The organism is Duganella dendranthematis (assembly GCF_012849375.1).
GTDB classification, from domain to species: domain Bacteria; phylum Pseudomonadota; class Gammaproteobacteria; order Burkholderiales; family Burkholderiaceae_D; genus Rugamonas; species Rugamonas dendranthematis.
Map to the genome: position 1 here is coordinate 2943667 of NZ_CP051684.1, position 24817 is coordinate 2968483.

Annotated in this window: 21 protein-coding genes and 1 tRNA gene; 15 read left to right on the top strand and 7 right to left on the bottom strand. The window is 62.9% G+C overall.

Annotated elements, in window-relative coordinates; genetic code table 11:
- The first annotated feature begins 3 nt into the window (after positions 1-3).
- The 5 genes from HH213_RS13455 to HH213_RS13475 all read left to right on the top strand — a co-directional run bounded on the left by HH213_RS13455 (position 4) and on the right by HH213_RS13475 (position 5670).
- Positions 4-2175, top strand: a complete 2172-nt coding sequence (locus HH213_RS13455) for a beta strand repeat-containing protein (protein WP_169112544.1) — start codon at positions 4-6, stop codon at positions 2173-2175.
- A 12-nt stretch (positions 2176-2187) separates the two neighbouring features.
- Positions 2188-3831 (top strand): bifunctional shikimate kinase/3-dehydroquinate synthase AroKB, encoded by a 1644-nt coding sequence (aroKB, locus tag HH213_RS13460; protein ID WP_169112545.1) that lies wholly within the window; start codon positions 2188-2190, stop codon positions 3829-3831.
- A 3-nt stretch (positions 3832-3834) separates the two neighbouring features.
- A complete protein-coding gene (locus tag HH213_RS13465; protein WP_169112546.1) occupies positions 3835-4971 on the top strand; it encodes a deoxyguanosinetriphosphate triphosphohydrolase in 1137 nt (378 codons plus the stop codon).
- A gap of 87 nt (positions 4972-5058) precedes the next feature.
- Positions 5059-5298: a hypothetical protein gene (locus HH213_RS13470; protein WP_110846429.1), complete on the top strand. Its 240-nt coding sequence runs from the start codon at positions 5059-5061 to the stop codon at positions 5296-5298.
- 9 nt (positions 5299-5307) lie between these two features.
- On the top strand, positions 5308-5670 hold the full coding sequence (locus HH213_RS13475; RefSeq protein ID WP_110846430.1) for a hypothetical protein: 363 nt from the start codon (positions 5308-5310) through the stop codon (positions 5668-5670).
- On the opposite strand, the gene mutY is transcribed toward HH213_RS13475, so the two are convergent.
- Genes mutY through mutM form a run of 3 tightly spaced genes read right to left on the bottom strand, consistent with a single transcriptional unit; the run spans position 5667 to position 9589 of the window.
- Positions 5667-6797 carry an A/G-specific adenine glycosylase gene (mutY, locus tag HH213_RS13480; protein ID WP_169112547.1) on the bottom strand — a complete coding sequence of 377 codons (1131 nt, stop codon included), beginning with the start codon at positions 6795-6797 and terminating at the stop codon, positions 5667-5669. The genes HH213_RS13475 and mutY overlap by 4 nt on opposite strands.
- Before the next feature lie 12 nt (positions 6798-6809).
- A complete protein-coding gene (locus HH213_RS13485) occupies positions 6810-8738 on the bottom strand; it encodes a dynamin family protein (RefSeq protein WP_169115155.1) in 1929 nt (642 codons plus the stop codon).
- 17 nt (positions 8739-8755) lie between these two features.
- Positions 8756-9589 (bottom strand): bifunctional DNA-formamidopyrimidine glycosylase/DNA-(apurinic or apyrimidinic site) lyase, encoded by an 834-nt coding sequence (gene mutM, locus HH213_RS13490; protein ID WP_169112548.1) that lies wholly within the window; start codon positions 9587-9589, stop codon positions 8756-8758.
- Positions 9590-9727: 138 nt separating this feature from the next.
- On the opposite strand from mutM, the gene HH213_RS13495 reads away from it, so the two are divergent.
- The 8 genes from HH213_RS13495 to HH213_RS13530 all read left to right on the top strand — a co-directional run bounded on the left by HH213_RS13495 (position 9728) and on the right by HH213_RS13530 (position 16948).
- Entirely contained in the window at positions 9728-11518 is a 1791-nt protein-coding gene (locus HH213_RS13495) for a tetratricopeptide repeat protein (protein WP_169112549.1), read from the top strand.
- Positions 11519-12133, top strand: a complete 615-nt coding sequence (locus HH213_RS13500; protein WP_110846434.1) for an outer membrane lipoprotein LolB — start codon at positions 11519-11521, stop codon at positions 12131-12133. It abuts the gene before it with no gap.
- Between the two features lie 9 nt (positions 12134-12142).
- The gene (ispE, locus tag HH213_RS13505) at positions 12143-13009 is read left to right on the top strand and encodes a 4-(cytidine 5'-diphospho)-2-C-methyl-D-erythritol kinase (RefSeq protein ID WP_169112550.1); all 867 of its coding nucleotides are present in this window, start codon (positions 12143-12145) and stop codon (positions 13007-13009) included.
- Between the two features lie 75 nt (positions 13010-13084).
- Positions 13085-13161 (top strand) — tRNA-Gln (locus tag HH213_RS13510).
- 150 nt (positions 13162-13311) lie between these two features.
- Positions 13312-14262, top strand: coding sequence for a ribose-phosphate pyrophosphokinase (locus tag HH213_RS13515; protein ID WP_110846436.1), 951 nt, complete (start codon positions 13312-13314; stop codon positions 14260-14262).
- 130 nt (positions 14263-14392) lie between these two features.
- Positions 14393-14998, top strand: coding sequence for a 50S ribosomal protein L25/general stress protein Ctc (locus HH213_RS13520; RefSeq protein WP_110846437.1), 606 nt, complete (start codon positions 14393-14395; stop codon positions 14996-14998).
- An 81-nt stretch (positions 14999-15079) separates the two neighbouring features.
- Positions 15080-15661, top strand: a complete 582-nt coding sequence (gene pth, locus HH213_RS13525) for an aminoacyl-tRNA hydrolase (RefSeq protein WP_110846438.1) — start codon at positions 15080-15082, stop codon at positions 15659-15661.
- A 9-nt stretch (positions 15662-15670) separates the two neighbouring features.
- Complete coding sequence (locus HH213_RS13530) at positions 15671-16948, top strand: amidohydrolase (RefSeq protein ID WP_169112551.1); 1278 nt, start codon at positions 15671-15673, stop codon at positions 16946-16948.
- On the opposite strand, the gene HH213_RS13535 is transcribed toward HH213_RS13530, so the two are convergent.
- From HH213_RS13535 to HH213_RS13545, 3 genes are all read right to left on the bottom strand, one after another.
- The gene (locus tag HH213_RS13535) at positions 16896-18308 is read right to left on the bottom strand and encodes a DUF3999 family protein (protein ID WP_169112552.1); all 1413 of its coding nucleotides are present in this window, start codon (positions 18306-18308) and stop codon (positions 16896-16898) included. The genes HH213_RS13530 and HH213_RS13535 overlap by 53 nt on opposite strands.
- Positions 18305-21664, bottom strand: a complete 3360-nt coding sequence (locus tag HH213_RS13540; protein WP_169112553.1) for a DUF2339 domain-containing protein — start codon at positions 21662-21664, stop codon at positions 18305-18307. Before HH213_RS13540 ends, HH213_RS13535 begins: the two co-directional genes overlap by 4 nt.
- Before the next feature lie 80 nt (positions 21665-21744).
- On the bottom strand, positions 21745-23559 hold the full coding sequence (locus tag HH213_RS13545) for a DUF885 domain-containing protein (RefSeq protein ID WP_169112554.1): 1815 nt from the start codon (positions 23557-23559) through the stop codon (positions 21745-21747).
- Between the two features lie 130 nt (positions 23560-23689).
- Here HH213_RS13545 and HH213_RS13550 point away from each other — a divergent pair, with 130 nt between their 5' ends.
- Positions 23690-24010, top strand: a complete 321-nt coding sequence (locus HH213_RS13550; RefSeq protein WP_169112555.1) for a type II toxin-antitoxin system RelE/ParE family toxin — start codon at positions 23690-23692, stop codon at positions 24008-24010.
- On the top strand, positions 24007-24270 hold the full coding sequence (locus tag HH213_RS13555) for a transcriptional regulator (RefSeq protein WP_110846444.1): 264 nt from the start codon (positions 24007-24009) through the stop codon (positions 24268-24270). The genes HH213_RS13550 and HH213_RS13555 overlap by 4 nt, the downstream gene beginning before the upstream one ends.
- Here HH213_RS13555 and HH213_RS13560 read toward each other — a convergent pair.
- The gene (locus HH213_RS13560; RefSeq protein ID WP_229263465.1) at positions 24263-24691 is read right to left on the bottom strand and encodes an acyl-CoA thioesterase; all 429 of its coding nucleotides are present in this window, start codon (positions 24689-24691) and stop codon (positions 24263-24265) included. The genes HH213_RS13555 and HH213_RS13560 overlap by 8 nt on opposite strands.
- Between the last annotated feature and the right edge of the window lie 126 nt (positions 24692-24817).

Genomic DNA, 24817 nt, shown 5'->3' on the forward strand with positions numbered 1-24817 from the left:
GTCATGAATAAATTCACCGGATGGCTGGCATCGCTTGCCTGCGCAGGCTTGCTGGCCGCTTGCGGCGGCGGCGGCGGTTCGCCCGGCACCAACAGTAGCGGCGTGGCGCCGTCCAAGGCTGCCAGCGTGACGCTGACGGCGGACGCCACCACCATCGCTTCGTCCGGCCTGGACGGCACGGAAGTCACGCTGACGGCCATCGTCAAGGACAGCGGCGGCAATGCGCTGGTTGGCGAGACGGTCAGCTTCAGTACCAGCTCGGGCACGATTACCAGCACCAACCGCACCACCAATACCTCCGGCCAAGTGGTTGAAAAACTCAGCGTCAAGGGCGACTCGTCGCTGCGTACGATCACCATTACCGCCAGCGCCGGCAATGCCAAGTCCAGCGCCATCACGGTGCAGGTGGTTAACGCCGTCCCGACGCTGACGCTGACTGCCGACTCCGGCACACTGCCGTCCGGCGGCACCAAGGACGTTACCGTGACCGCACTGGTGCGCGACGCCAACAATAACGTTGTGCCGAACATCACCGTGAGCCTGAAATCCGATTCCGGCAGCCTGAGCGTGACCAACGCGGTTACCAACGCGCAGGGTGTGGTCACCGGCACGCTGGGCATCGGCGGCGACGCCACCTCGCGCGACATCAAGGTCAGCGCCAGCGTCACCGGCGCGGCCGCCACGCCGATCGTGGTGCGCGTCAGCGGCAATGTGCTGACCCTTAGCGCCGCGCCGAGCATTAGCGTTGGCGCCAGCACCGACGTCACCGTCAAGCTGGTGGATTCGGCCGGCAATCCGCTGGTCGGCAAGCCGGTCACGTACAGTTCCAACGCCAACTCGCTGACCGTCAAGGATGGCGGTAGCGCCGTCACCAATTCCGGCGGTCAGCTGGTGTTGAGCTACACGGCCAGCGGCGGCACGGCCGACGTGGTCAGCGTCAAGGCCATGGGCGAACTGGCCTCGACTGGCATCACCATCAATTCCTCGACCTTTGCCGTGCGCGTGCTCGACGGCAGTGGCAACGTCGAAGCCTCGGCCGCCATCGGCGGTTGCCAGCAGGTTGCGGTGACCAATGCGCCGGGCAGCAGCGTGACGATCAGCACCTCGCGCGGCACGGTGTACAGCAACGCCTCCTGCTCGGCGGCGCTGAGTGGCGCGCTCGGCTTGTCGGGCGGCGCCGCCACCGCGTACGTCAACGCCACCGGTCCGGGCGTGGCCACGCTGACCGCCAACGCCGGCGGCCAGACCACCCAGACCGTGCTGGAATTCTATGCACCGGTGACGAGCGTGTCGACCATCACGCTGCAAGTCGATCCGGCCATCATCGGCACCAACGCCGCCGGCAGCACCAGTGAACAGGCGACCTTGCGCGCAGTGGTGCGCGATGGCACCGCGCAAAACAATCTGGTCAAGAACGCAACCGTGTCGTTCTCCATCCTGAGCGACCCGAGCGGCGGCAAGCTGACCGAGCCGTCGGTGGCGACCACCGGCGCCGATGGCGCCGCCAGCACCAACTTCATTGCCGGCAGTTCCGTGACTCCGACCGGCGGCGTGCGCATCCAGGCGCGCCTGATCGGCGGCTCCAACGCGGCCGCCACCGCCACCCTGACCGTGGCGCAGAAATCGCTGTTCATCAGCGCCGGCACCGGCAACACCGTGCTGACGCCAAGCAGCACCACCTACCAGATGGACTACGTGGTGATCGTCACCGACGCCACCGGTAATGCGGTGCGCAACGTGAATCTGACCGCAGCGGTGCTGCCGACCTTCTACTACAAGGGGGCGTTGGCCTACACCGCGCCGACCGGTCCATGGGAGCCGGTGTCGCGCACCGCCTGCGCCAACGAGGACCTCAACAACAACGGCATCCTCGACGCCGGCGAAGATTTTAATGGCAATGGCGTGCTCGATCCGGGCATTCCGGTCACCGTGACGCCGACCGTAACCACCGACAGCACCGGCCGCGCCACCGTCTCACTGGTGTACCCGCGCGACCGCGTGTACTGGCTGGATGTCAACCTCACCATACAGGGAGCCACCCAAGGCACGGAGTCGCGCTACACCTCTCTGGTACACTTGATAGGATTGAGCGGCGATTATTCTTCACAAAACGTCCGCCCGCCCGGCGCGACCAGTCCTTACGGGGTGTCGACGACGTGCAGTAACCCGCAATAACCTGGACCGTGCATGCAAAATGTGTTTTTAGTCGGCCTGATGGGGGCAGGAAAGACCACCATCGGCCGCATCCTGGCTCGCAAGCTGGGGCTGAAGTTTATTGATTCTGACCACGAAATCGAGGCGCGCACCGGCGCCTCGATCCCGTGGATCTTTGAAATCGAGGGCGAAGCCAGTTTCCGCCGGCGCGAGGCGGACGTCATCCGCGACCTGTGCGGCCAGCAAGGGCTGGTGCTGGCCACCGGCGGCGGCGCGGTGCTCAACGCCGACAGCCGGGCTCTGTTGCAGGCGCGCGGCACCGTGGTCTACCTGCGTGCCAGCGTCAACAGCATCCTGCAACGCACCGCGCACGACAAGAACCGGCCGCTGCTGCAAACCGCCGATCCGCGCAAAAAACTCGAAGAATTGATGGCGGTGCGTGATCCTTTGTACACGGAAATTGCTGATTTGGTCATCGATACCGGCCGTCCTAACGTACAATCGATGGTTCAGACCATCCTGACCCAGCTGGATACTATGGCCTGCGAGGCCTCGCCCAACTGCGTCACCCAAGCCGAACCATCGATGAACGAACAATCCAACATCCTGTTAAACGTGGAACTGGGCGAGCGCAGCTACCCGATTTCCATCGGCCCGTCACTGCTGGACGACAGCACGCTGCTGGCGCGCCATGTGCACGGCAACAAGGTTGCCATCGTCAGCAATACCACCGTCGCGCCGCTGTACCTGGCGCGCGTCGAAAGCGGCTTGCGCGCCGCCGGCAAGGACGTGACGTCGGTGATTTTGCCCGATGGTGAAGAGTTCAAGAACTGGGCCAGCCTGATGCAGATCTTCGACGCCCTGCTGCAAAGCAAGGCCGACCGCAAGACCACGCTGGTCGCCCTCGGCGGCGGCGTCATCGGCGACCTGACCGGTTATGCGGCCGCCAGCTATATGCGCGGCGTCGATTTCATTCAGATGCCGACCACCTTGCTGTCGCAAGTCGATTCCTCGGTGGGCGGCAAGACCGGCATCAACCACCCGCTCGGCAAGAACATGATTGGCGCGTTCTACCAGCCGCGCGCGGTGATCGCCGATACCGCCACGCTGGAAACCCTGCCGGAGCGTGAACTGTCGGCCGGCCTGGCGGAAGTGATCAAGTACGGCGCCGTGATCGACCTGGCGTTCTTCGAGTGGATCGAAGCCAACATCGGCAAGCTGATGGCGCGCGACAAGGGTGCGCTGGCCTACGCGATCGCCCGTTCGTGCGAGATCAAGGCCGACGTGGTGCGCCAGGATGAACGCGAAGGCGGCCTGCGCGCGATTTTGAATTTCGGCCATACCTTCGGCCACGCCATCGAAGCCGGCATGGGCTACGGCGCCTGGCTGCACGGCGAGGCGGTCGGTTGCGGCATGGTGATGGCGGCCGATCTGTCGCATCGCATGGGCCTGATCGACGCGGCCCCGGTCGAGCGCGTGCGCGCGCTGGTGGCGGCCGCCGGCCTGCCGGTCAAGGCGCCCGACCTGGGCGTCGACAAATGGCTGGAAGCGATGGAAGTGGACAAGAAGAATGAGGGCGGCGCCATCAAGTTTATTCTGATGAATCCGCTCGGTGGTTCGAAGATCAGCAACGCGCCGCAGGAATTGCTGCTGGCGACGCTGGCGGCTTGCGTTTAAATCATGTCGCCGGAAGAATATCTCGCCCCCTACGCAGCCCATTCGGAAGGCGGCATCGGCCGCCGCTATCCGGAAACTGCGCACGCCTCGCGCAGCCAGTTTCAGCGCGACCGCGACCGTATCATCCACTCGTCGGCGTTCCGCCGGCTGGAGTACAAGACCCAGGTATTCCTCAACCACGAAGGCGACCTGTTCCGCACCCGGCTGACCCACAGCCTGGAGGTGGCGCAGATCGGCCGTTCGCTGGCGCGCAACCTGCGGCTGAACGAGGATCTGGTGGAAGCGATTTCGCTGGCGCATGACCTTGGCCACACGCCGTTCGGCCATGTCGGCCAGGATGTGCTCAACGAGTGCATGCACGATTACGGCGGCTTCGAGCACAATCTGCAAAGCCTGCGCGTGGTCGATGAGCTGGAAGAGCACTACGGCGCTTATGACGGTCTGAACCTGATGTTTGAAACCCGCGAGGGCATCCTCAAGCACTGTTCGCTGAACAATGCCAAGTTGCTCGGGCCGGTGGCGCAGCGCTTCATCGACCGCCAGCAGCCGTCGCTGGAAGCGCAGCTGACCAATCTTGCGGACGAGATCGCTTACAACAGCCATGACATCGACGACGGCCTGCGGTCCGGCCTGATTTCGATCGATCAGCTGGAGCAGGTGGACTTCTTTGCAAGGCTGTGGCGCGATGTGCAGCTGGCGTTTCCCGGCCTGTCGGGCCGGCGCGCGATTTATGAAACCTTGCGCCGCCTGATCACGGCGCTGGCCGATGACTTGATCGAGACCTCCAGCGCGCGCATTGCCGAGTTCGCACCGCAGCATATCGACGACGTGCGCGCGGCGCCGCCGCTGATTCGTTTTTCCGAAGGCATGCGCAAGGACGCGACCGAACTGAAGCGCTTCCTGTACGCCAATCTCTACCGTCATTACAAGGTCAACCGCATGCGGGTGAAAGCCAGCCGCATCGTGCGTGAATTGTTCGAGTCGTTCATGGCCGAACCGGTGCTGTTGCCGCCGGATTACCAGGACAAGTCGGGCGATGTGAACAAGCAGGCGCGCAAGATCGCCGACTACATCGCCGGTATGACCGACCGCTATGCCATCCGCGAACACCGCCGGCTGTTCTCGCTGGACGAGCTCTGATCTGCCTCAAGCAGCGCAGGTGTTCAGCTTGACCTGAACCCTTGCGCGGCCGATGATGAAGTACGCTGTACTTCGTTGGGAGCCGTCATGGAGCTGCAGGACCAAATCGAAAAATACTGCGCCACCAAGGTCGAGCTGATGGCGTTTCGGGAAGAGGTGGCTGTGCAGTTCGGCAAAGTCCACACGGCGATCGCCAGCACCCACGTTGAGATCGCCAAACTCGAAACCAAGATCGCCACCATGGAAGCCCGCCTTATCAAGTGGTTTGTTGGGATCATCATCGCCAATGCGACGATTTCGCTGGCGATCGCCCGCTATCTTTCGTAGAGGTGCATCATGAGCGAGCAGATTAGTGAACGGGGCGGCACATTGGAAACCGATGTCGCCGTCATCCAGTCCAACTACGTGCGCCGGGATGAATTTTCCGCGTTGCGAGAAGAAATGGGCGTGGGATTCGCCAAGGTCAACGCCAAGATTGACCTTGTGCAGGCTGAGCTCGTCGGCAAGATGGATGTCGGCTTTGCTCAACTCAACAGCAAGATAGATGTCGGCTATGCCGAGCTTAACACCAAGATAGATGTCGGTTACGCCAGGCTCGATGCGCGAATCGACAGTGCGACCGCCACTTTACTGAAGTGGATGTTCGCCTCGCAGATTAGCGTCGCTGCGATGTTTATCGCAGCGATAAAATATCTCTAGAACATCCGCTGCTGCGCGTCGCGGCGGTCGCCCAGCAGTTCCAGCAGCAGCTTCTTGATCGGCGCCGGCAACGCGGCGTCGGCGATGTGGGCGGCGTCCAGCCAGACGTGGCCTGACTCGGCAGCCATCGGGAAACGCCGCGCCAGCGTCACGCGGTACGGCGCGATGTGCAGCTTGTAGTGCGTGAACACATGCGTCACCGTCGACAGGCGATCACACGATTCCATCTCGCCAAACTTGGCCACCACCCGCAACAATGCTTCATCATTGGGCGGCGCGATCTCATCGTCGTCCGCCGCCACATGCCCCTCCAGTTCCGGCAGCGACAGCAGCCCGCCCCAGATGCCGGTCGGCGGCCGCTGCTCCAGCAGCACCTGGCCGTTATCGATAATCGCCAGCATCTCCGCCTGCTTTTCCGGCGTCGCCTTCTTCGGCTTGCGCACCGGCAGATCCCTGGTGCGGTTGGTGGCAAAGGCCACGCAGCGCGGCTGCATCGGACAGCGTTCGCATGACGGACTGCTGCGCGTGCACAAGGTCGCGCCCATGTCCATCAAACCCTGCGTGTACGACTCGATGCCCACCTCCGGTAACAGCGCCTCGGCGCGCAACCACATGGCTTGCTCGGTCTTCTTCTCGCCCGGATAGGTATCGATGCCGAACACCCGCGCAAACACGCGCTTGACGTTGCCGTCCATGATGGCCGCGCGCCGGCCGCTGGAAAACGCCGCGATCGCCGCCGCCGTCGAACGGCCGATGCCCGGCAATTCCGCCAGCAGCAGCGGGTCGGACGGGAACACGCCGTCGTACTCGGCCACCACGCGCTGCGCGCACTTGTGCAGATTGCGCGCCCGCGTGTAGTAGCCCAGTCCGCTCCACTGCGCCATCACATCCTCCACCGGCGCCGCCGCCAGATCGCGCAGCGTCGGAAAGCGCTCCAGGAAACGCGCGTAATAACCCAGCACCGCCGACACCTGGGTCTGCTGCAACATGATCTCCGACAGCCAGATCAAATACGCATCGCGGGTGTTTTGCCAGGGCAGCACATGGCGTCCATGCACTTTTTGCCAGTCGATCAGATCGACCGAGAAACTGGGATCTGCAAAATTCTCTACTGCTACAACTTTCATTCTGTTCCTAAATCAGGCTGCGGCGTCTAGCGCCACAAATTCCGCATTGATGGCGATGCCGATCGCATTCGCCAGTTCGTTCAGACGCGTCTTCTGCGCTTCCAGCTCCTGCTGGCTACGCTCGAACGCATCAATTTTCTGTTCCAGGCTGTCGGTCGCATCGTGGATGCGCTGGATCGAGCCCAGCCTGTGTTTCAGCTGATCCTTGTGCTGCCGGATCTGCGCCTCCAGCGGCGCCATGATGACCTTCAGCCACGCTTCCGCATCGTTGTTGGCGGAGCGGAAGCAGCCGCGCACGCGCGAGGCGATGGTGTCGAAGAACTTTTCCATCAAGGTCACGCGGCTGGTGGTCAGCAGCGTCGCCGTGCCGAAGGTCTTGTAATAAATCGCCTCGATGCTGGCCAGCTCATCGCGGTAACGGTCCAGCGAGAACGGCATCGGCAGCGCCAGCGTCAAGCCGTGCTCGGTCGAGAAGCGGCGGTACATCACGCCCATCATCTCGCTGATTTCCAGCGTCTTGCGCTCGGCGGCGTCGAGGTTGGCGCGGGTGCGTTCAAAATACCCGCGCACCGCCTCGCGCACGCCGGTGAAGAAGCGGCTGCGCTGCATCTCCTGGCGCACCAGTTCGATATCGTCGCGCACGATGTCCATGCCCATGCAGGTGTACAGCTCGGTAGACAGCCGCGTGAACACCGCGCGCGTGGCCTGTAGCTTGAACAGGCTGGCGTCGAATTCCTTCTTCTCCACATCGATGCGGCGCATCATGTGTGAGATCACATTCTGGTTCTTGCCGCGCAGGCTGCGCAGCTCGTGCAGCTGCTCGACGATGCCGCGGCTGCGCGCCTGCAGCATGGCCATCTGCGCCGTACTCAGCGCCTGCAATTCCTCCATCAGTTGCTTGCGCACGATGTCCTTCTTCGCCGGGATCAGCTCGTTGAACAGCGCGCCTTCCAGCGCGTGCAGCCGGCTGCGCGCCTGCAACTCGACGTCATGGTTGATCTTGCCCACCAGCGCTTTCTGCGCCGACACCGGAAACACCTGGCGCGGCTCCAGCGACAGCATGTGCGCCACATTGGCCTGCTGGCGGGCGATCTCGGCGTTGATGTCGTCCTCGCTGCGCAGTTCGTCCCACATGCTGTCGATCTTGTTCAGCACCACCAGCCGGCCGGCCCCGGCGCCGATGTGGTTGCGCCAGACTTCGATATCGCTTTTGGTCACGCCGGTGTCGGCGGCCAGGATGAACAGCACCGCGTGCGCGTTCGGAATCAGGTTCAGCGTCAGTTCCGGCTCGGTGCCGATGGCGTTCAGGCCGGGCGTGTCGAGGATCACCAGGCCCTGCTTGAGCAGCGGGTGCGGGAAGTTGATGATGGCGTGGCGCCACAGCGAAATTTCCACCCAGCCGTTCTCGTCCAACGTAGCCGGCATGTCCGGATCGTCTTCGTCGTACAGGCCGTAGCGCTTGGCTTCTTCCACCGGCACATAGCGCGTCTTGCTGACCTGCTTGAAGGCTTCGTGCATTTCCGCGCCGGCGTCCAGGTTCAGCGGCAGCACCGTCCAGGCCGCAGGCTGCTCGCGGTAATCGCTGGTCGACAGGTTGTCGGCCCGGGTCTCGATCGGCAGCAGGCGGATCGACGGCGCCAGGGTGGGATTCCACAGCAGCTCGGTCGGGCACATGGTGGTGCGGCCGGCCGCCGACGGCAGGATGCGCTGGCCATATTCGGCAAAGAAGATGGCGTTGATCAGCTCCGACTTGCCGCGCGAGAATTCGGCGACGAAGGCCACCGACAACTGGTCGTCGGCCAGCCGCGCCAGCGTGCGGCTGACGCGCTGATCGGTGGCGGCGTCGGTCAGGGACGCGCCGGCCACCCACGCCTGATAATTCTTCAGTGCGGTGACCACGCCTTGCCGCCAGGCGCTGTACTGTTCGAAATCCCTGACCATCATCGGTGTGCCCTTATTTATTTTTGGCAATTCACACAATAGAACGTGGAACGCTGGCCCTGCTTGATATGGCGTATCGGCGCCGTGCAAACACGGCAGGGCACGCCAGTCCGATCATAGACGAAATAAGTCTGCTGGAAATAGCCGGACTGCCCGTTGACGCTGATGAAGTCGCGCAGCGTACTGCCGCCCTGGACGATGGCTTCGGCCAGGATCTCGCGCACCGCCTGCGCCAGCTTCTCGTAGCGCGCCAGGCTGATACGCTTGGCCGGCGTCTTCGGATTGATGCCGGCACGGAACAAGCTTTCCGATGCATAAATATTGCCGACACCGACCACGATATCGCCGGCCAGCAGCACCTGCTTGACCGGCGCGCTGCGCTGACGGGTCTGATCGTACAGCAGTTTGCCGCTGAAGCCCGATTCCAGCGGCTCCACGCCCAGTTCGCGCAGCAGCACATGGTGTTCCAGTTCGCCGTCGGCGGCGTCGTGCCACAGCACCGCGCCAAAGCGGCGCGGGTCTTTCATACGCAGCACCTGCGGGCCGTTCGGGCCTTCCACCTGCAAATCGAAGTGATCGTGCTTCTCCGGCTCAATGCCGGGGTCCATGATGCGCAGGTGGCCGGACATGCCGAGGTGGATGATCAGCGTGCCATGTTCGAAATGGATCAGCAGATACTTGCCGCGGCGCCCGGTGCGCAGCACCTTGCGACCCGCCAGCAGCTGGGGCAGGGCGGCCGGGAACGGCCAGCGCAGACCTTCGCGGCGCAGCACCACCTCGCGCACCACCCGGTCTTCGATATGGGGCGCGACGCCGCGCCGTGTCACTTCGACTTCTGGTAATTCTGGCATCTATCTCAACTGGCTGAGGAAATAATGGGAGGCAACGTCTGGCTGTAACGGAATATTTGGTTACACTAGTCAAACTCCGCCCGTACTGCGAACGGCGTAAAATCTGACCGTACTTTGCTGACTTGCCAGGATCTGCCCTTGAAAAACGCTTTCGCCATTGTAACCCTGTCCGCCTTGCTGTCGGCGTGCGCTGTCGCGCCGCACCAGCAGGACCAGCCCGCCGCCACGCCGCAGCCTGCCGAGGCCGCTGCTGCGGACGCCGCCGCGCCGGCCGAGGCCGAAGTACCAGCACCAGCGCCGGAAGCGCTGCCGAATAACGATCTGACCAGCGACCTGCTGTTCCGCATCACCAAGGCCGAGTTGGAATTCAAGAAAGGGCAGTGGCAAGGCCCATACATCACCATGATGGCGCTGGCCCAGCAGACCCGCGATCCGCGCCTGGCGCGCCGTGCGGTGGAAATGGCGCTGACCGCCAAGCAGAACGGCGAGGCGATGTCGGCCATCCGCCTGTGGCGCAACCTGGCGCCGGATTCCGATGAAGCCGCGCAGTTCTTCCTCGGCTTTGCCGTGACCGGCGACGATCTGGGCGAAGCGGAGGCGGCGTTCGAGGACCGCCTGAAAAAAGCCAAGCCGGCCGCGCGTCCGCTGGTGATGTTCCAGATGCAGCAATACCTGCTGCGCGCCAAGGACAAGACCGCCGCCTTCTCGCTGCAGGAACGCGTGCTGCTGCCATACGACGATACGCTGGAATCGCATTTGATCCTGTCGCAAGGCGCGTTCGGCATCAACGACATGGCGCGCGCCCGCGCCGAGTCGGCCAAGGCGCTGGCCATCAAGCCGGATTCCGAACTGGCCATCCTGACCAGCGCCCAGGTGTCGGGCGATATCGACGCCGCGATGAAAACGCTGACCGGCTTCCTCGACAAGTATCCGAAATCGACCGAGGTGCGCGCCGCCTACGCCCGCATTCTGGTCGACAACAAGCAGTACGACGAGGCGCGCAAGCAATTCCTGATGCTGCTGAAAGACCAGCCGGACAACATCGCCACGCTGTACGCGCTGGGCGTGACGTCGATGCAGGCCGACAATCTGCCGGACGCGGAGAAATACTTTACCCGCTTCGTGACCACCCTGGCTGAGCATCCGAACGACGAGCGCGATCCGTCCAAGGTGCTGGTGATCCTGTCCCAGATCGCCGAGCAGCGCGGCGATATTGACCTCGCCTATAGCTGGCTGGAGAAGGTCGAGGGCAGCGACGAAAAAGTCTACCTGGCCGCGCGCATGAAAATGGCGGTGCTGACCGCCCGCAAAGGCAATATCGACGAGGCCCGCAAGCAGCTGGCCGAACTGACGCCGGCCGACCCCAACGACCAGGCGCAAGTATTCCAGACCGACGCCCAGCTGCTGCGCGACGCCGGCGACCACCGCGCCGCCTATCAGGTGCTGGAAAACGCCCTCAAGCGCTATCCCGACAATCCCGACCTGCTATACGACTTTGCGCTGGTGGCCGAAAAGGTCGGCAATACCGTGCTGATGGAAAAAGCTTTACGCCAGGTGATGATCGCCGCGCCCGACAACCAGCACGCCTACAACGCGCTGGGCTATTCGCTGGCCGAACGCAACGAGCGCCTGCCGGAAGCCTACGCGCTGGTCGACAAGGCGATGAAGATGGCGCCCGGCGATCCGTTCATCATGGACAGCATGGGCTGGGTGCAGTTCCGCATGGGCAATCTGGACGAAGCGGAAGCGCTGCTGCGCCGCGCCTACGCGCTACGCAACGATCCGGAAATCGCCGTCCACCTGGGCGAGGTGCTGTTCGCCAAGGGCGACGTCGGCGCCGCCCAGAAGATGTGGAAAGAAGCGCAAGCCAAAGATCCGAAAAACGACGCGCTCAAGAGTACGCTGGCGCGCCTCAACCAAAGCTTATAAATGACTACACCATCGTTCATCCGGCCGCTGCTGTTGGCAGTGGCCCTGTCGGCTGCCGTCGCCGGCTGCGCCACCACTGGCCCGCGTTCCACCGCCGTGGTCGCGCCGTATAGCGACAAGACCGAGCTGACCGGCCGTCTGACCATCAACTTCAGCCGCGACGGCAAGAAGGAATCGATGACTGGCAAGTACGACTGGCAGCAGGACAAGGACAACGTCAATGTCAGCCTGACCTCGCCGCTGGGGCAGATGATCGCCGTGATCAAGGTCACGCCGCATTCAGCCACGCTGACCCAGGGTGACAAGGCGCCGCCGCAGACCGCGCCCACTGTGGATGCACTGACCCAGAAAGCGCTGGGCTGGACGCTGCCGGTCTCCGGCCTGCGCTACTGGCTGCAAGGCTACGCCACCGACAGCGACGGCAAGCCGTTCACCGCCTCGCCGGCCAACGACACCGTCATCACGCGCGACGGTTGGAAGCTGGAATACGTCGACTGGCAAGATGAAAAAGCCGCCGTGCCCAGGCCTAAGCTGATCTACGCCACCCGCATCGCGCTGGGGCAGGCGGTGGATGACATGAATATCCGCATTTTCATCGATGCGCCCGACCAGTAAAATGCTGGCATGACCGAATTAAGAAACTGCCCGGCTCCGGCCAAGCTCAATCTGTTCTTGCACGTGAATGGCCGCCGCGCCGACGGCTACCACCTGCTGCAAACCGTGTTCCAGCTGATCGACCACGGCGACACGCTGCACTTCACGCTGCGCGACGACACGACGCTGCGCCGCGTGACCGACTTGCCCGGCGTGCCGGAACAGAGCGACCTGATCATCCGTGCCGCCCGGCTGCTGCAGGCGGAAGTGCAGCGCCGCACGGGTGCCTTGCCGCGCGGCGTCGATATCGCCATCGACAAGGTGCTGCCGATGGGCGGCGGCGTCGGCGGCGGTTCGTCCGATGCGGCCACCACGCTGATGGCGCTGAACAAGCTGTGGAGCGCCGGCCTGAGCAAGCAGGAACTGATGGATCTGGGGCTGCCGCTGGGCGCCGACATTCCGTTCTTTATCTTTGGCGAAACCGCGTTCGCCGAAGGCGTGGGCGAGGCATTGCAGCCGGTGACGGCGCCGCAATGTTGGTATGTGGTTATCGAACCGGGCGTGATGGTGCCGACCGCTGCAATTTTTGGCTCAGAACATTTGACAAGGGACACGCCGCTCGTTAATATAGCGGACTTTTCCAGCCACTCCAGAGCAGCGGGGTTTGGAAGGAACGACTTGCAACAGGTAGCAACGAAGTTATTCCCGCCGGTAGCAGAAGCGGTAGAATGGCTCGGTGCTTACGGTGATGCCAGGATGACTGGCTCCGGTGCATGTGTGTTCAGTGCGGTAGCAACCGAGGCGGACGCCGACGCGGTACTTGCAAAAGTGCCTGCCAAGTGGAGAGCCTGGAAAGCGCGAGCGCTGCAACAGCATCCAATCATCGCGAAGTTGTGAAGCGGAAAAAAGATTTTGCGAATCGCTGAAATGGCTGTATAATACTGGCCTGTAGCGACAAGCAGCAAGTTGCGTAGGGGAATCGCCAAGCTGGTTAAGGCACTGGATTTTGATTCCAGCATACCAAGGTTCGAATCCTTGTTCCCCTGCCATTCGTTTGTATCTGGATCCGTCGAGGCACTAGTCTCCGGCCAGATAGAGCAAAAAGTGAGGCGCACGATGCGCCTCATTCCATTTAGTTCAGTGCGGCGCGGCTCGCGCTGGCTCCTCAAAGAATTTTCTACAACTTCTCTGGAATCCCAATGGCTTACGAAAACCTGATGGTTTTTACCGGCAACGCTAATCCTGCGTTGGCAGAGGGAGTCGCAAAAAATCTCGGCATCCCCCTCGGCAAAGCAAACGTCTCGAAATTCTCGGACGGTGAAGTCATGGTTGAAATTAACGAAAACGTCCGCGGTAAAGACGTCTTCGTGCTGCAATCGACTTGCCAGCCAACCAACGACAACCTGATGGAACTGATTCTGATGGTGGACGCGCTGAAACGCGCATCGGCCGGCCGCATCACTGCCGCGATTCCTTACTTTGGTTACGCCCGTCAAGACCGCCGCCCACGTTCGGCGCGCGTTGCGATCTCGGCCAAAGTGGTTGCCAATATGCTGGAAGAAGCCGGCGTCGAGCGCGTTCTGATCATGGATCTGCACGCAGACCAGATCCAGGGCTTCTTCGACATCCCGGTTGACAATATTTACGCTTCGCCAATCCTGCTGGGCGACCTGCAGAAGAAGAACAACGAAGACCTGCTGGTCGTGTCGCCGGACGTCGGCGGTGTGGTCCGTGCCCGCGCCCTGGCAAAACGCCTGGGCTGCGACCTGGCCATCATCGACAAGCGCCGTCCGAAAGCCAACGTGTCCGAAGTAATGAACATCATCGGTGACGTCGAAGGCCGTAACTGCGTGATCATGGATGACATGGTTGATACCGCCGGTACCCTGGTCAAGGCTGCGGAAGTGCTCAAAGAGCGCGGCGCCAAGAAAGTGGTGGCGTATTGCACCCACGCCGTGCTGTCCGGTCCAGCGATCGACCGCATCAACAATTCGTCGCTGGACGAACTAGTGGTGACCGACACGATTCCGCTGTCGGAAGCGGCCAAGCAATGCACCAAGATTCGTCAACTGACCTGCGCACCACTGCTGGCAGAGACCTTCAAACGCATCATCAAGGGCGATTCCGTGATCTCCCTGTTCGTCGACTAAGCGAACAATACAGCATCAGTTTTGAGGCGGCGCCCCCGGTTTTTTACCGGGGGCGCCGTTTTTCCCGAAGCGCGCCTGGTCGCGGGGCGCTTCATCACACAGGGCGCAAGTCCTATTATTGGAGTTACACATGAAAGTTGTTGCATTCAAACGCGAATTGCAAGGTTCCGGAGCGAGCCGCCGCCTGCGCAATTCGGGCCAAACCCCTGGCATCATCTACGGTGGCACCGAAGCCCCGATCGCGATCTCGCTGGACCACAACGCGCTGTACCACGCGCTGAAAAAAGAAGTGTTCCACTCGTCGATCCTGGACCTGGAAATCGACGGCAAAGCACAAAAAGTGCTGCTGCGCGACTTCCAGATGCACGCGTTCAAACAACTGGTTCTGCACGCTGACTTCCAGCGCGTTGATTCCAGCAAAAAAATCCACGTGAAAGTGGCTCTGCACTTCGCTAACGCTGACGTATCGCCAGCAGTGAAACTGCACGGCGCGACCATCAGCCACGTTGCTAACGAGCTGGACATCGAATGCCTGCCAGGCGACCTGCCAGAGTTCATCACCGTTGACCTGTCGAACGTGGACGTTGGCCACTCGGTTCACGTTGCTGACCTGACCCTGCCAAAAGGCGTGACCGCTGTCACCCACGGCAACAACCTGACCATCGCTACCGCATCGGTACCAGCTGGCCACGTTGCTGCTGAAGCTGCTGCTACCACCGAAGAAGCCAAGAAGTAATTCTTGCCGCTTCCTGAGAAACCCGCCGCTGGCGGGTTTTTTTTCGTCCATAATCACGTATTACCTTTAACGCTACATGTCATGCCTATCCGTCTTATCGTTGGCCTCGGCAATCCCGGCCCTGAATACGAACAAACCCGCCACAACGCCGGCTTCTGGCTGGTGGACAATCTCGCCAACGACAGCGGCGCGCGCCTGCAGCGTGAGAGCAAGTACAACGCCATGTATGCCAAGGCGGTCATCGCCGGCCAGGAGGTGTATCTGCTGGAGCCGCTGACCTATATGAACCGCTCCGGCCAGTCGGTCGGCGCGCTGTGCCGCTTCTTCAAGATCAACGCCGACGAAGTGCTGGTGGTCCACGACGAGCTGGACCTGATGCCCGGCATCGCCCGCCTGAAGAAGGGCGGATCGGCCGGCGGCCACAACGGCCTGAAAGACATCACCGCCGCGCTCGGCACGCAGGATTACTGGCGGCTGCGCCTCGGCATCGGCCATCCGCGCACGCTGAACCTGGCGCAGCAGGTGGCCGATTTTGTGCTGCACCGCCCGCGCCGCGAAGACCAGGACCTGATCGAACGCGCCATCGACAAATCGTTGCTGGTGATGCCGCAGATCGTCAAAGGGGAATTCCCCAACGCCACCATGAAGTTGCACACCGACTAAAAGGATCCGATGAAACTCTTACCGATCGTTGCACTACTGGCCGCCACGGCCGCGCAAGTCCACGCTCAAACCCAGGATGCCGGCGCCCTGATCAACGGCATGTATCCGCAACTGGATGCGATTTACAAGGACCTGCACGCGCATCCGGAAATCGCCTTCCATGAAGAGCGCACCGCCGCCAGGCTGGCGGCCGAAATGCGCAAGATCGGTTTTGAGGTCACGGAAAAAGTCGGCAAGACCGGCGTGGTGGCGATCTACAAGAATGGCCCCGGCCCGCTGGTGCTGGTGCGCACCGAGCTGGACGGCTTGCCGATGGATGAGAAATCTGGCCTGCCATACGCCAGCACCAACGGCGCGGCCCACAGCTGCGGCCACGACGTCCACATGACGGCTTGGCTGGCCACGGCGCGTACCTTGGTGGCGCTCAAGGCGCAGTGGAAGGGCACGCTGATGTTCATCGGCCAGCCGGCCGAGGAAACTGTGGCCGGCGCCAAGGCCATGCTGGACGACGGCCTGTTCAAGCGCTTCGGCAAGCCGGACTACGCGTTCGCGCTGCACAGCTGGCCACTGGCCTACGGCACCATCGGCTACAACAGCGGCGCGGTGTCGTCGAATTCGGATGCGATCGAGATTACCTTCAAGGGCCGCGGCGGTCACGGCTCGGCGCCGGATAAGGCGCTCGATCCGATCACCATCGCCGCGCGTTTCGTGGTCGATGTGCAGACCGTCATCAGCCGTGAAAAAGATCCGAAGGAATTCGGTGTGGTCACCATCGGCGCCATCAACGGCGGCACGGTCGGCAACATCATTCCGGATACGGTGAAAGTGCGCGGCACCATCCGCAGCTACAGCCCGGCGGTGCGCGAGAAGATTTTGGCCGGCGTGCGCCGCGTCGCCAATGCCTCGTCCGCCATGGCCGACGCGCCGGCGCCGGATGTGCAACTGATCCCCGGCGGCGTCGCCATCGAGAACGACGACGCGCTGGTGACGCGCACTGAAGGCGTGCTAAAGAAAGCCTTCGGCGACGCCAACGTCTCGCGCATGCCGGCCATGACGGCCAGCGAGGACTTCTCGCAATACGTCAACCAGGGCGTGCCGAGCATGTTCTTCTTCACCGGCGTGTACGACCCGAAAGTCGTGGCTGAGGCCGAGCACGGCGGCAAGCCGGTCGCCTTCAACCACTCGCCGTACTACGCGCCGGTGCCGGAGCCGTCGATCAAGACGGCCGCCCAGGCTATGACGCTGGCGGTGTTGAACGTGATGAGCGCACCAGTCGCCAAACCATAAAGCCCAGCACGGCCACGCCCAGCAGCAGCACGCCCCACAGCAGGATCAGGCGGCGCTGGGCGGCGGTGGCCGCTTCCAACGCGCTGCTGGCGTCCTGTACGCCGCTGCCCTGTTGCTGCACGGCCGGGCCGGCGCTGACCTGTTCCAATTTCTGAACTTCCGCATCCGAGAAGCCGGGCGCGACTTGTGACAGGTCGCGCGCCACCGGCGTGGCGCTCGCGCGTCCGACCGCCAGCGTGTACGGCGCGTTGCCGCTGGCGAGGAACACCAGCGTGGCCGGCTGCCAGTTCAGGCGTAGCGCCGGCTTGAGCGGCGACGGTACGCTGGTGCGCAACACCCACTGCGTGGCATGCACCGGCGGCACGTCGACGTCACCTGAGCTGCGCACCTGGTCGCCTTGCAGGATGCGGTAGAAGGTGGAGCTGACCAGCGGATCGAAACGCCAGGTGGCGCCTTGTCCCGCCTGGCGCGCCGGCAATTCGCGGTAGACGCCCAGCGTGCCGGCCAGCACCGCGTTGTTGTCGCTGAACTGCAAGCCGGCCTTGAGTGGCGCGATGGCGGGCGGCGTGGCGTACAGCAGATCTTGCGCCTGCCTGCCGGCGGTGGGCTGGATCAGCAATTGATCGGCCGGCAGCGCGGTGCTGATCTGCGTAGGCTGCTCGGCGGTGATGCTGGCGAATTGCAACGGTGTGCCGCTGCGCCAGCTCAGGCGCGCGTAGCGGAAGCTGCGGGCGTCGAAGGCCAGGCGATCGTTGGACAGCGTTTGCGCATCCTTGTTGACCAGCCAGTTCAGCTCGGCCGCGCCGACGGTGTCCCACTGCTTCATGTCGTTGCTGGTTTCCAGCCAGACCTGGGCGCTGTATTCCTGCGTGCCGGCGGGTAGCGTGAAACGTAGCGCATCGACCGGCAGGCTGGCCGCGTCTTTACCCAAATCCAGCACCAACGCGGCCAGTTGCGACGCGCTAGTCGTGGCGGCGCCGGCTTCGGGCTTGAGCTTGACCGAGACCAGCCGGCCATCGGTGGTGGTGCTGACGTCCAGATCCAGCCGCGAAGCCGGGCCGGCCGCGCTGGTCAGCGGAAAGATCGTCAGCGGCCGGTCGCGGTGGCTGATGCGCGCCTCGGCGCCGGGCGTGCGCAGCGCGAACGGTTGCAGCGTGCCACTGGCGTCAAACACGCGCAGGTCGTCCAGCATCGGCGAACGCGCGTGCAGGTAGACGTCCTTCGGCAGGCGCAGTTGCAGCACGCCTTGTCTGGCGCTGGTGGTCAGTGGCAGCACGTGGGTGTAGTCCTGCGGTGTGTCGCTGGCGGACGCGGCGGTTACCAGCATGCCGGCACAGGTGGCGATCAGGATTTTCTTCATGCGGTCTCCGCTTTGGGTTCGGTTTGCGTGGGGTAGGGCGCCAGGTAGCCGATGCCGACCATCAGTGCGCCAACGCCGAGGAAGGAGACGATGCGTTCGACACCGCCGACATTCGACAAGTCCACCAGGAACAGCTTGGCCACCACCAGTGCCAGCAGCGCCGCGCCGGCGATCCAGACGCTGCGCAGGTTGCGGCGCGCCGCAAAGCGCATCAGCAATAGCGCGGTGATGCTCCACACCAGCGACAGCATGGCCTGCACGAATTGCGACGCGAACATGGCGTTGAAATCATACGGGATGTCCATGTAGTTCGATACCGTGCGCAGCAGCGCCAGGTTGAACCAGCCATAGGCAACCAAGGCGCCGGCCAGCGCCAGTGGCCATTTTTCCAGCAGCGGCTTGCGTGGAACTTCGGCCGCCGGCGCTTGTTGCAGCAGGCGGTAGCAGCTCCAGGCCAGCAGCAGCGCGAAGCAGGTGGTCAGGTCCAATGGATTGATCAGCGGTATGTAGGGCAGGGGCGCCATGGCGCCGTTCTGCGACAGGTTCCACACCGCCACCAGCAGCAAGGCCCAGCCGCAGGCCAGCGGTATCAGCCAGCGTTGATACCAGGCGCTGATCGGCGCGGTGGGCCAGGCATCGCGGCGGCTACGTTGCATCAGCCAGCCGATGGCGCCCATCATCAACCAGGCTGGAATAAAGCGTGCCCAGCTGGCGCTGGTTTCCCATCCGGCCTCGGCCAGCAGTTGCGCTTCGGCGCTGTCGGCGCCGTTTAGCCAGCGTGTGATCCAGATTGCGGCGACTGGCCAGATCATCAGCCACAGGCCGCCGGTGCGCAAAGTGTGCAGCAGGCGCAGCGGCACTGCGCCGAGCGGCCAGCCGTTGGCCGGCCATGCGCGCAGCATCCATTCGTTGGCCAGCCACAGCGCGGCGTAGGCCAGCCACAGCGAGGCGCGCGGCAGGTGTGCATCGAGGTAGAGCCGCGCCAGCAGACCGGCGGTGGTGACGGCCAATCCGATCCAGGCCGGCGTCGCCAGCATGCGCAGCGACGGCCATTGCAGGCGGCGCGCCAGGAGCGTGGCCGGAATGGCGCTGGCGGCCACCAGCATGCCGTAGACGGCCATGGCCATCACATCGGCGCCGTACCAGGTGTCCTGGCCGAGCAGCACATAGCGCACGGCCAGCCAGCCGGCCAGATCGGGTGCGGTCATGATGTACCACCACAGGCCGCCCCACAGCATGGTGATGCGCGACAGCGCGAAGTTGACGGTACCCGGTGTGGCGCCATCGTTGCGCATCAGTGACCAGCTACTGAACAGCGCGCCGGCGCAAATCAGCAGCGCGCCGAGGACTGGCTTGTCGAACAGGCTCGGCGAGATATTGCCCCAGTCCCATTGCTGTATCGCCAGCGTGGCCAGCATGATGCCAGCCACGCCTTGCGCCACCAAAGCGAGCGCGCTGGCCAGCCGCCATTGCATCTTGCTGGCGATGAAGTACAGCACCATGGCTGCCAGCAACGCGCTGATCACCAGTAGGTTGGCCTGCGCCACGCCGTCGGTGCGCAGGAAGATTTCGGTCCACGCGCCGGCGATCAGCCAGACCGAGGCGAACGCCAGGAACGCCGACGCCAGCAGGGTGAACAGCTTATTGCTGCGTTCGTCCTGCGCGCGGAAGCGGGTCGCCATCAGGAAGGCAGTGATGGCGAGCAGCAGGAAGCCGAGCCAGACATTGGATTCCATCGCCTTCTCCGCCGACAGGCCGGTGACGGTGCCGAAGAACGAAACCCAGGCACCGGCTTGCACCAGCAGGCCGAACATCCACGCCAGTTTTTGTTTCTGGCGCAGGCCGATCCAGACGATGCCGGCGCCTTCCAGCGCCCACGCAGCGGACGTCCAGCGGCCGTCGAGCGCGAAGGGAATCGCCAGCGTGCCGAACACCACGCCCAGCGCCAGGAAGGCGTCCGACAGCAGCGCCAGCGTTGGACGGCGGCGCAGCACGGTGGTCAGGCCGATGTAGAACAGGCCCAGCGCCAGCGCCGAGAAGGCGATGCCGAACGGCATGTCCTTCACCAGGCTGAACTGCAAGCCGAAGCCCAGCATCGGCGTGCCGAACACCAGCGTGCCGTCGACATAGCTTTTCAGCTTGACCGCCTGCTGGCGCGCATACGCCAGCGGGATCGAGACATAGAAGGCGAAGAACAGCAGCAGGAACAACTGCACCGACAGGTAATTCTCCGGCGTGTATCGCAGCACGCCCCACGCGGTGGCGATAGCGAAAGTGAAGAAGAAGCCCAGCAGATTAAGCGGCCGCCACGAGCGGTACAGCGCCAGATACAGCACGCCGGCATTCAGCAGCGCGTAGTAGCTGAACAGGCCGATGTGGCTGCCGCCACCGCTGGAGGCCATGATCGGCGCCGCAAAGCCGCCGACGATGCCGAAGATGGCCAGCCACATCGCGTCTTGCAGCACGGCCAGCAGGCAGGTGAAGACGGTCAGTACCAGCAGCAGCGCGAAGGCCATGCCGCCGGGGATCAGATGGTAAAGGCGAAAGGCGCCGAAGGTGACCAGCATCAGCACGCCGAGCGCGGCGCCTTGCACCGGTAGGCTGATGGCGGGACGGCTCAGGCGGATACGCCAGCCCCAGGCCAGCAGCGCGATGTCGGCCAGCACGATGCCGGCCAGGCGCAACTCAATTGGCACGCTGACGCGGGCGGCGGTGTACTTGAGCAGGAAGCTGACGCCGATGAACAGGATCAGCAAGCCCAGCTTGGCAACCAGGTTGCCGCCAAATAGCCAGGCTTTGGCGGCCAGCAGCCATTTGGGTGGTTGGCTTGGCGGTGGGGCAGGGCGCGATGGTGCGGTCGAGGATGCGGATGCGTCGGTACCGGCGCCGGCGCTAGCAGCGTTCGCGGTCGTGCCAGTGTCGGCTTGAGCGTCAGACAGCGTGGAGCGCAACGCCGCGGCAGATTCGAAAGTGGCAGAGCCTGCCACGTCGGCAGATGCGGCAGCCACGGCCGGCTGCGCGGCACGCAATGGCGTGGTCGGATCGAAAGCGGCGATATCGGCGGCTGTGGCAGGTGGAGCGGCGCGCGGCGGCGCAACTGGTTCGGTTGCTGGCGGCGGTGTAGGCGACTTGGCAGCCCAGCTCTGCGCGTAGGACGCGGCAGGCGCCGCTGCGGGCGCACTGGCATCCGCCCTCGCGGTTTGCGGTCGAACTACTGCCGCCACCACCGTCTCCCGCAACTCGGCCAGCTGGCGCTGAAGATCAGCCGCCAGCTTCTTCGCCTGACGCGCCTCGCTACGCGCCCGCCAGGCTACACTCAGCGTGAATACGCCAAAGATAAACAAAAGGAATTCCATCGACAGGCTCCCTCGTGACAATATTGCAATGTATCATATTGGCAATATTGTCTCAATCGAACCCGTCAATACGCGCGCGCCTATTTTGTGCTGGTAATCCAGCGATCAACGCGCTGTTCCAGGATTGGCAGCGGCAGTGTGCCGTCGCCAATCACCACCTCGTGGAATTTCTGATAGCTGAACTTGTCGCCCAGCGCCTGCTGCGCACGCGCCCGCAATTCCAGAATCTTCAGCGAACCGATCTTGTAGCTCAGCGCCTGCCCCGGCCACACCATGTAACGCTCGATCTGGTTGCGCGCACGTGCCTCCGGCCAGCCCAGCGTCTCGGCCAGATAGCTGATTGCCTGCTCACGCGACCAGCCCTTGGCGTGCATGCCGGTATCCACCACCAGCCGCGCGGCGCGCAGCATCTCCGCATTCAGATGGCCGTAGTAGGCCACCGGATCGTCGTACAGGCCCAGCTCCTTGCCCAGCGTTTCCGAATACAAGGCCCAGCCTTCGGTGTAGGCCGCGCTGTTCTGGTTCTCGGTGCTGAACTTGCGGAAGTCCGGCAGGTCCAACTCCTTCAACAGCGCCGCGTGCAGATGGTGGCCCGGCACGCCTTCGTGCAGGAACAGGCTGACCATATCGACGCGGCTGTACTTCTTCGGATCGTTGACCACCGGCCAGAACACGCCGGGATGCGAACCGTCGGCGGCCGGCGGCGTGTAGTGGTCGGAGGCGGTGGCGCGCGTCAGCTCGGGCTCCAGATGCAGTTCCAGCTTCGCTTTCGGAATCAGGCTGAAGTAGGTCGGCAGCTTGGCCTGCACTTGTGCGTAGATGGCGCGGTAGGCGTCCAGCACCTGCTCGTCGGTGGTGAAGATGTTGAACTTGGTCTGTGCGCCGACCCATTGCGGCAACTGCTTCTCCGGGCCGTCATAACCCAGCTTGGGACCGAGCACGGTCAACTGCTGCTGAATGCGCGCCACTTCCTTCAGGCCCAGCGCGTGCACCTCGTCCGGCGTCAGCGGCAGGTTGGTGCTGTCCTTGATGTGGGCCGCGTACCAGGCCGCGCCGTTCGGCATCGCGCTCCAGCCCGTACTGTTGCGGCTGGCTGGCAGGTATTCGTTTTGCAGGAAGTTGACCAGGCGTGTCAGCGCCGGCGCGATGCCGCTACTTACTGCCTTCAGGTAGGCGGCGGTGAGCTGCTTTTTATCGGCGTCGGAGAAGCTGGCCGGGAAACGCGTCACCGGCGAATAGTAGATGCTGGCTTCCGGCGTGGCGGCGCGCAGGTTCTGGAACTGCGGCAGCATGGCGACCGTGATCGCCTTCGGCTGCACGATGCCGCTGCGCATGCCTTCCTTCATGTTGGCGATAGCCTGGTCTATCCATGCCGGCAACTGGTTCAGGCGGCTCAGATAGGCCTGGTATTGCTTGACCGTCTCCAGCGGTTGCGAACCGGTGCCGCCGGCGTAGTTGGCCAGCGTGCTGGGAACATTGTCGAACTGGTTCAGCGGCAGCAGATGGTCGGGGAAGGACTCCAGCTGCAACGCGTTGTTGAGTTCATAGCTCAGCAGATCGTAGGTCAGCTGATCCTGCGCGCCAAGCTGATCGCGATGGACAGCCATCAACTGCTTTTGCATCGTGCGGTACAGCGTGAACTGGGCGGCGCGCACCTTGGGCGAAATCGCCAGGCCGATTTGATCGTCATAGCGGCTATCGCCGTTGGCGGTGCCGAACAGCAGCGGATCGAACTTGCAGCGCGCCGTATGGAACGCCGCCGCGATCTTCGCCAGCTGCTTCTGCGCCTGGCTGGCCTTGACCACCGCCGCCGTGCTCTTCGCCTGCACCGGCAAGGTATACACGCCCGCCAGCATCAGGCTGGCAAGCAGAACGGAAGTACGCAGACGAGACATAGTTTTTCCTGAGATGGGTGATGGCGAAAGAGTCTAGCACCAAACAAGGCTCTGCCAATAGCTCTGCGTAAGCACAACAAGGTCACGCGTCACAAGAGCTATCTTGTGACAGTTTAAAAGCTAAAATGAGATGCGAACTATGGAGCTGATTCGATATCGGACAGATCATGGCCAAGAGCCGTTTTCTGACTGGTTAATCGGTTTGAAAGATGTGTCCGCCCAAGCGCGCATACGTGCAAGATTGCGTCAGCTAGAGGCCGGAAACTGTCGCGCTGTGGGCGGTGGCGTGACAGAATTGCGCATCCATCTTGGTCCGGGCTATCGAGTGTACTTTGGTAGACACGGCGCTCTAATAGTCCTATTGCTGAGTGGCGGTACTAAAAAGACGCAAATATCAGACATCGTTCAAGCGAAAACGCATTGGCGGAACTGGAAGGAGGCGCAATTATGAGCCGTAAGCTGAACAACAGCGTATCCCATGACGAGCGTGAGATCGAAGAATTGAAATCAGACCCGGGGCTTGCAACGGCTTATTTACAAATTGCCATGAAGGCGTTGGATGATGCGTCCGGGCGAAGTGGCGGACTTATTATGCTGCGCGCAATCGCTGCAGCATATGACGATGGATTGGATGAGTTGGCCGAGCGCGCAGGCGTTAACCGTGAAGCGCTCCATTGCGCGCTTCTGCCTGAACAGCAAGCAGTTAAGTGACGCTCAAATTGGCCAATACCTCACGCACCGGCTCGGGAATCGGCACTGAGCGGTTGCTGGCGCGTTCGACGTAGACGTGGACGAAGTGGCCGGCGGCGGCTGGTAGCGGGTCGTTGTTGCGGTACAGCGCGATTTCGTAGCGCACGCTGGAGTTGCCGAGCTTGGCCACGCGAATGCCGGCGTGCACCGCGTCAGGGAAGGCAATCGGCGCAAAGTAGGCGCAGCCGCTGTCCACCACGAAACCCACCACCTCGCCTTTGTGGATATCCAACACTCCAGCCTCGATCAGGAACTGGTTCACCGCCGTATCAAAATAAGAATAATAGACAACGTTGTTAACATGGCCATAGATATCATTGTCCATCCAGCGGGTCGGGATGGTGAGGAAGTGGCGGAACTGGTCCCGGCCGGCGTCGCGCATCGTCATGCTGTCTCCTGTTTTTTGAAGAGTGCGGGCAAGGGAGGTACAATGGACCCTTGAACGCTGTCATCAGCTTAGAAACAGCAAGAATACCCAAAAACGCCCCCTGCGGCTGTTTTCACCAGC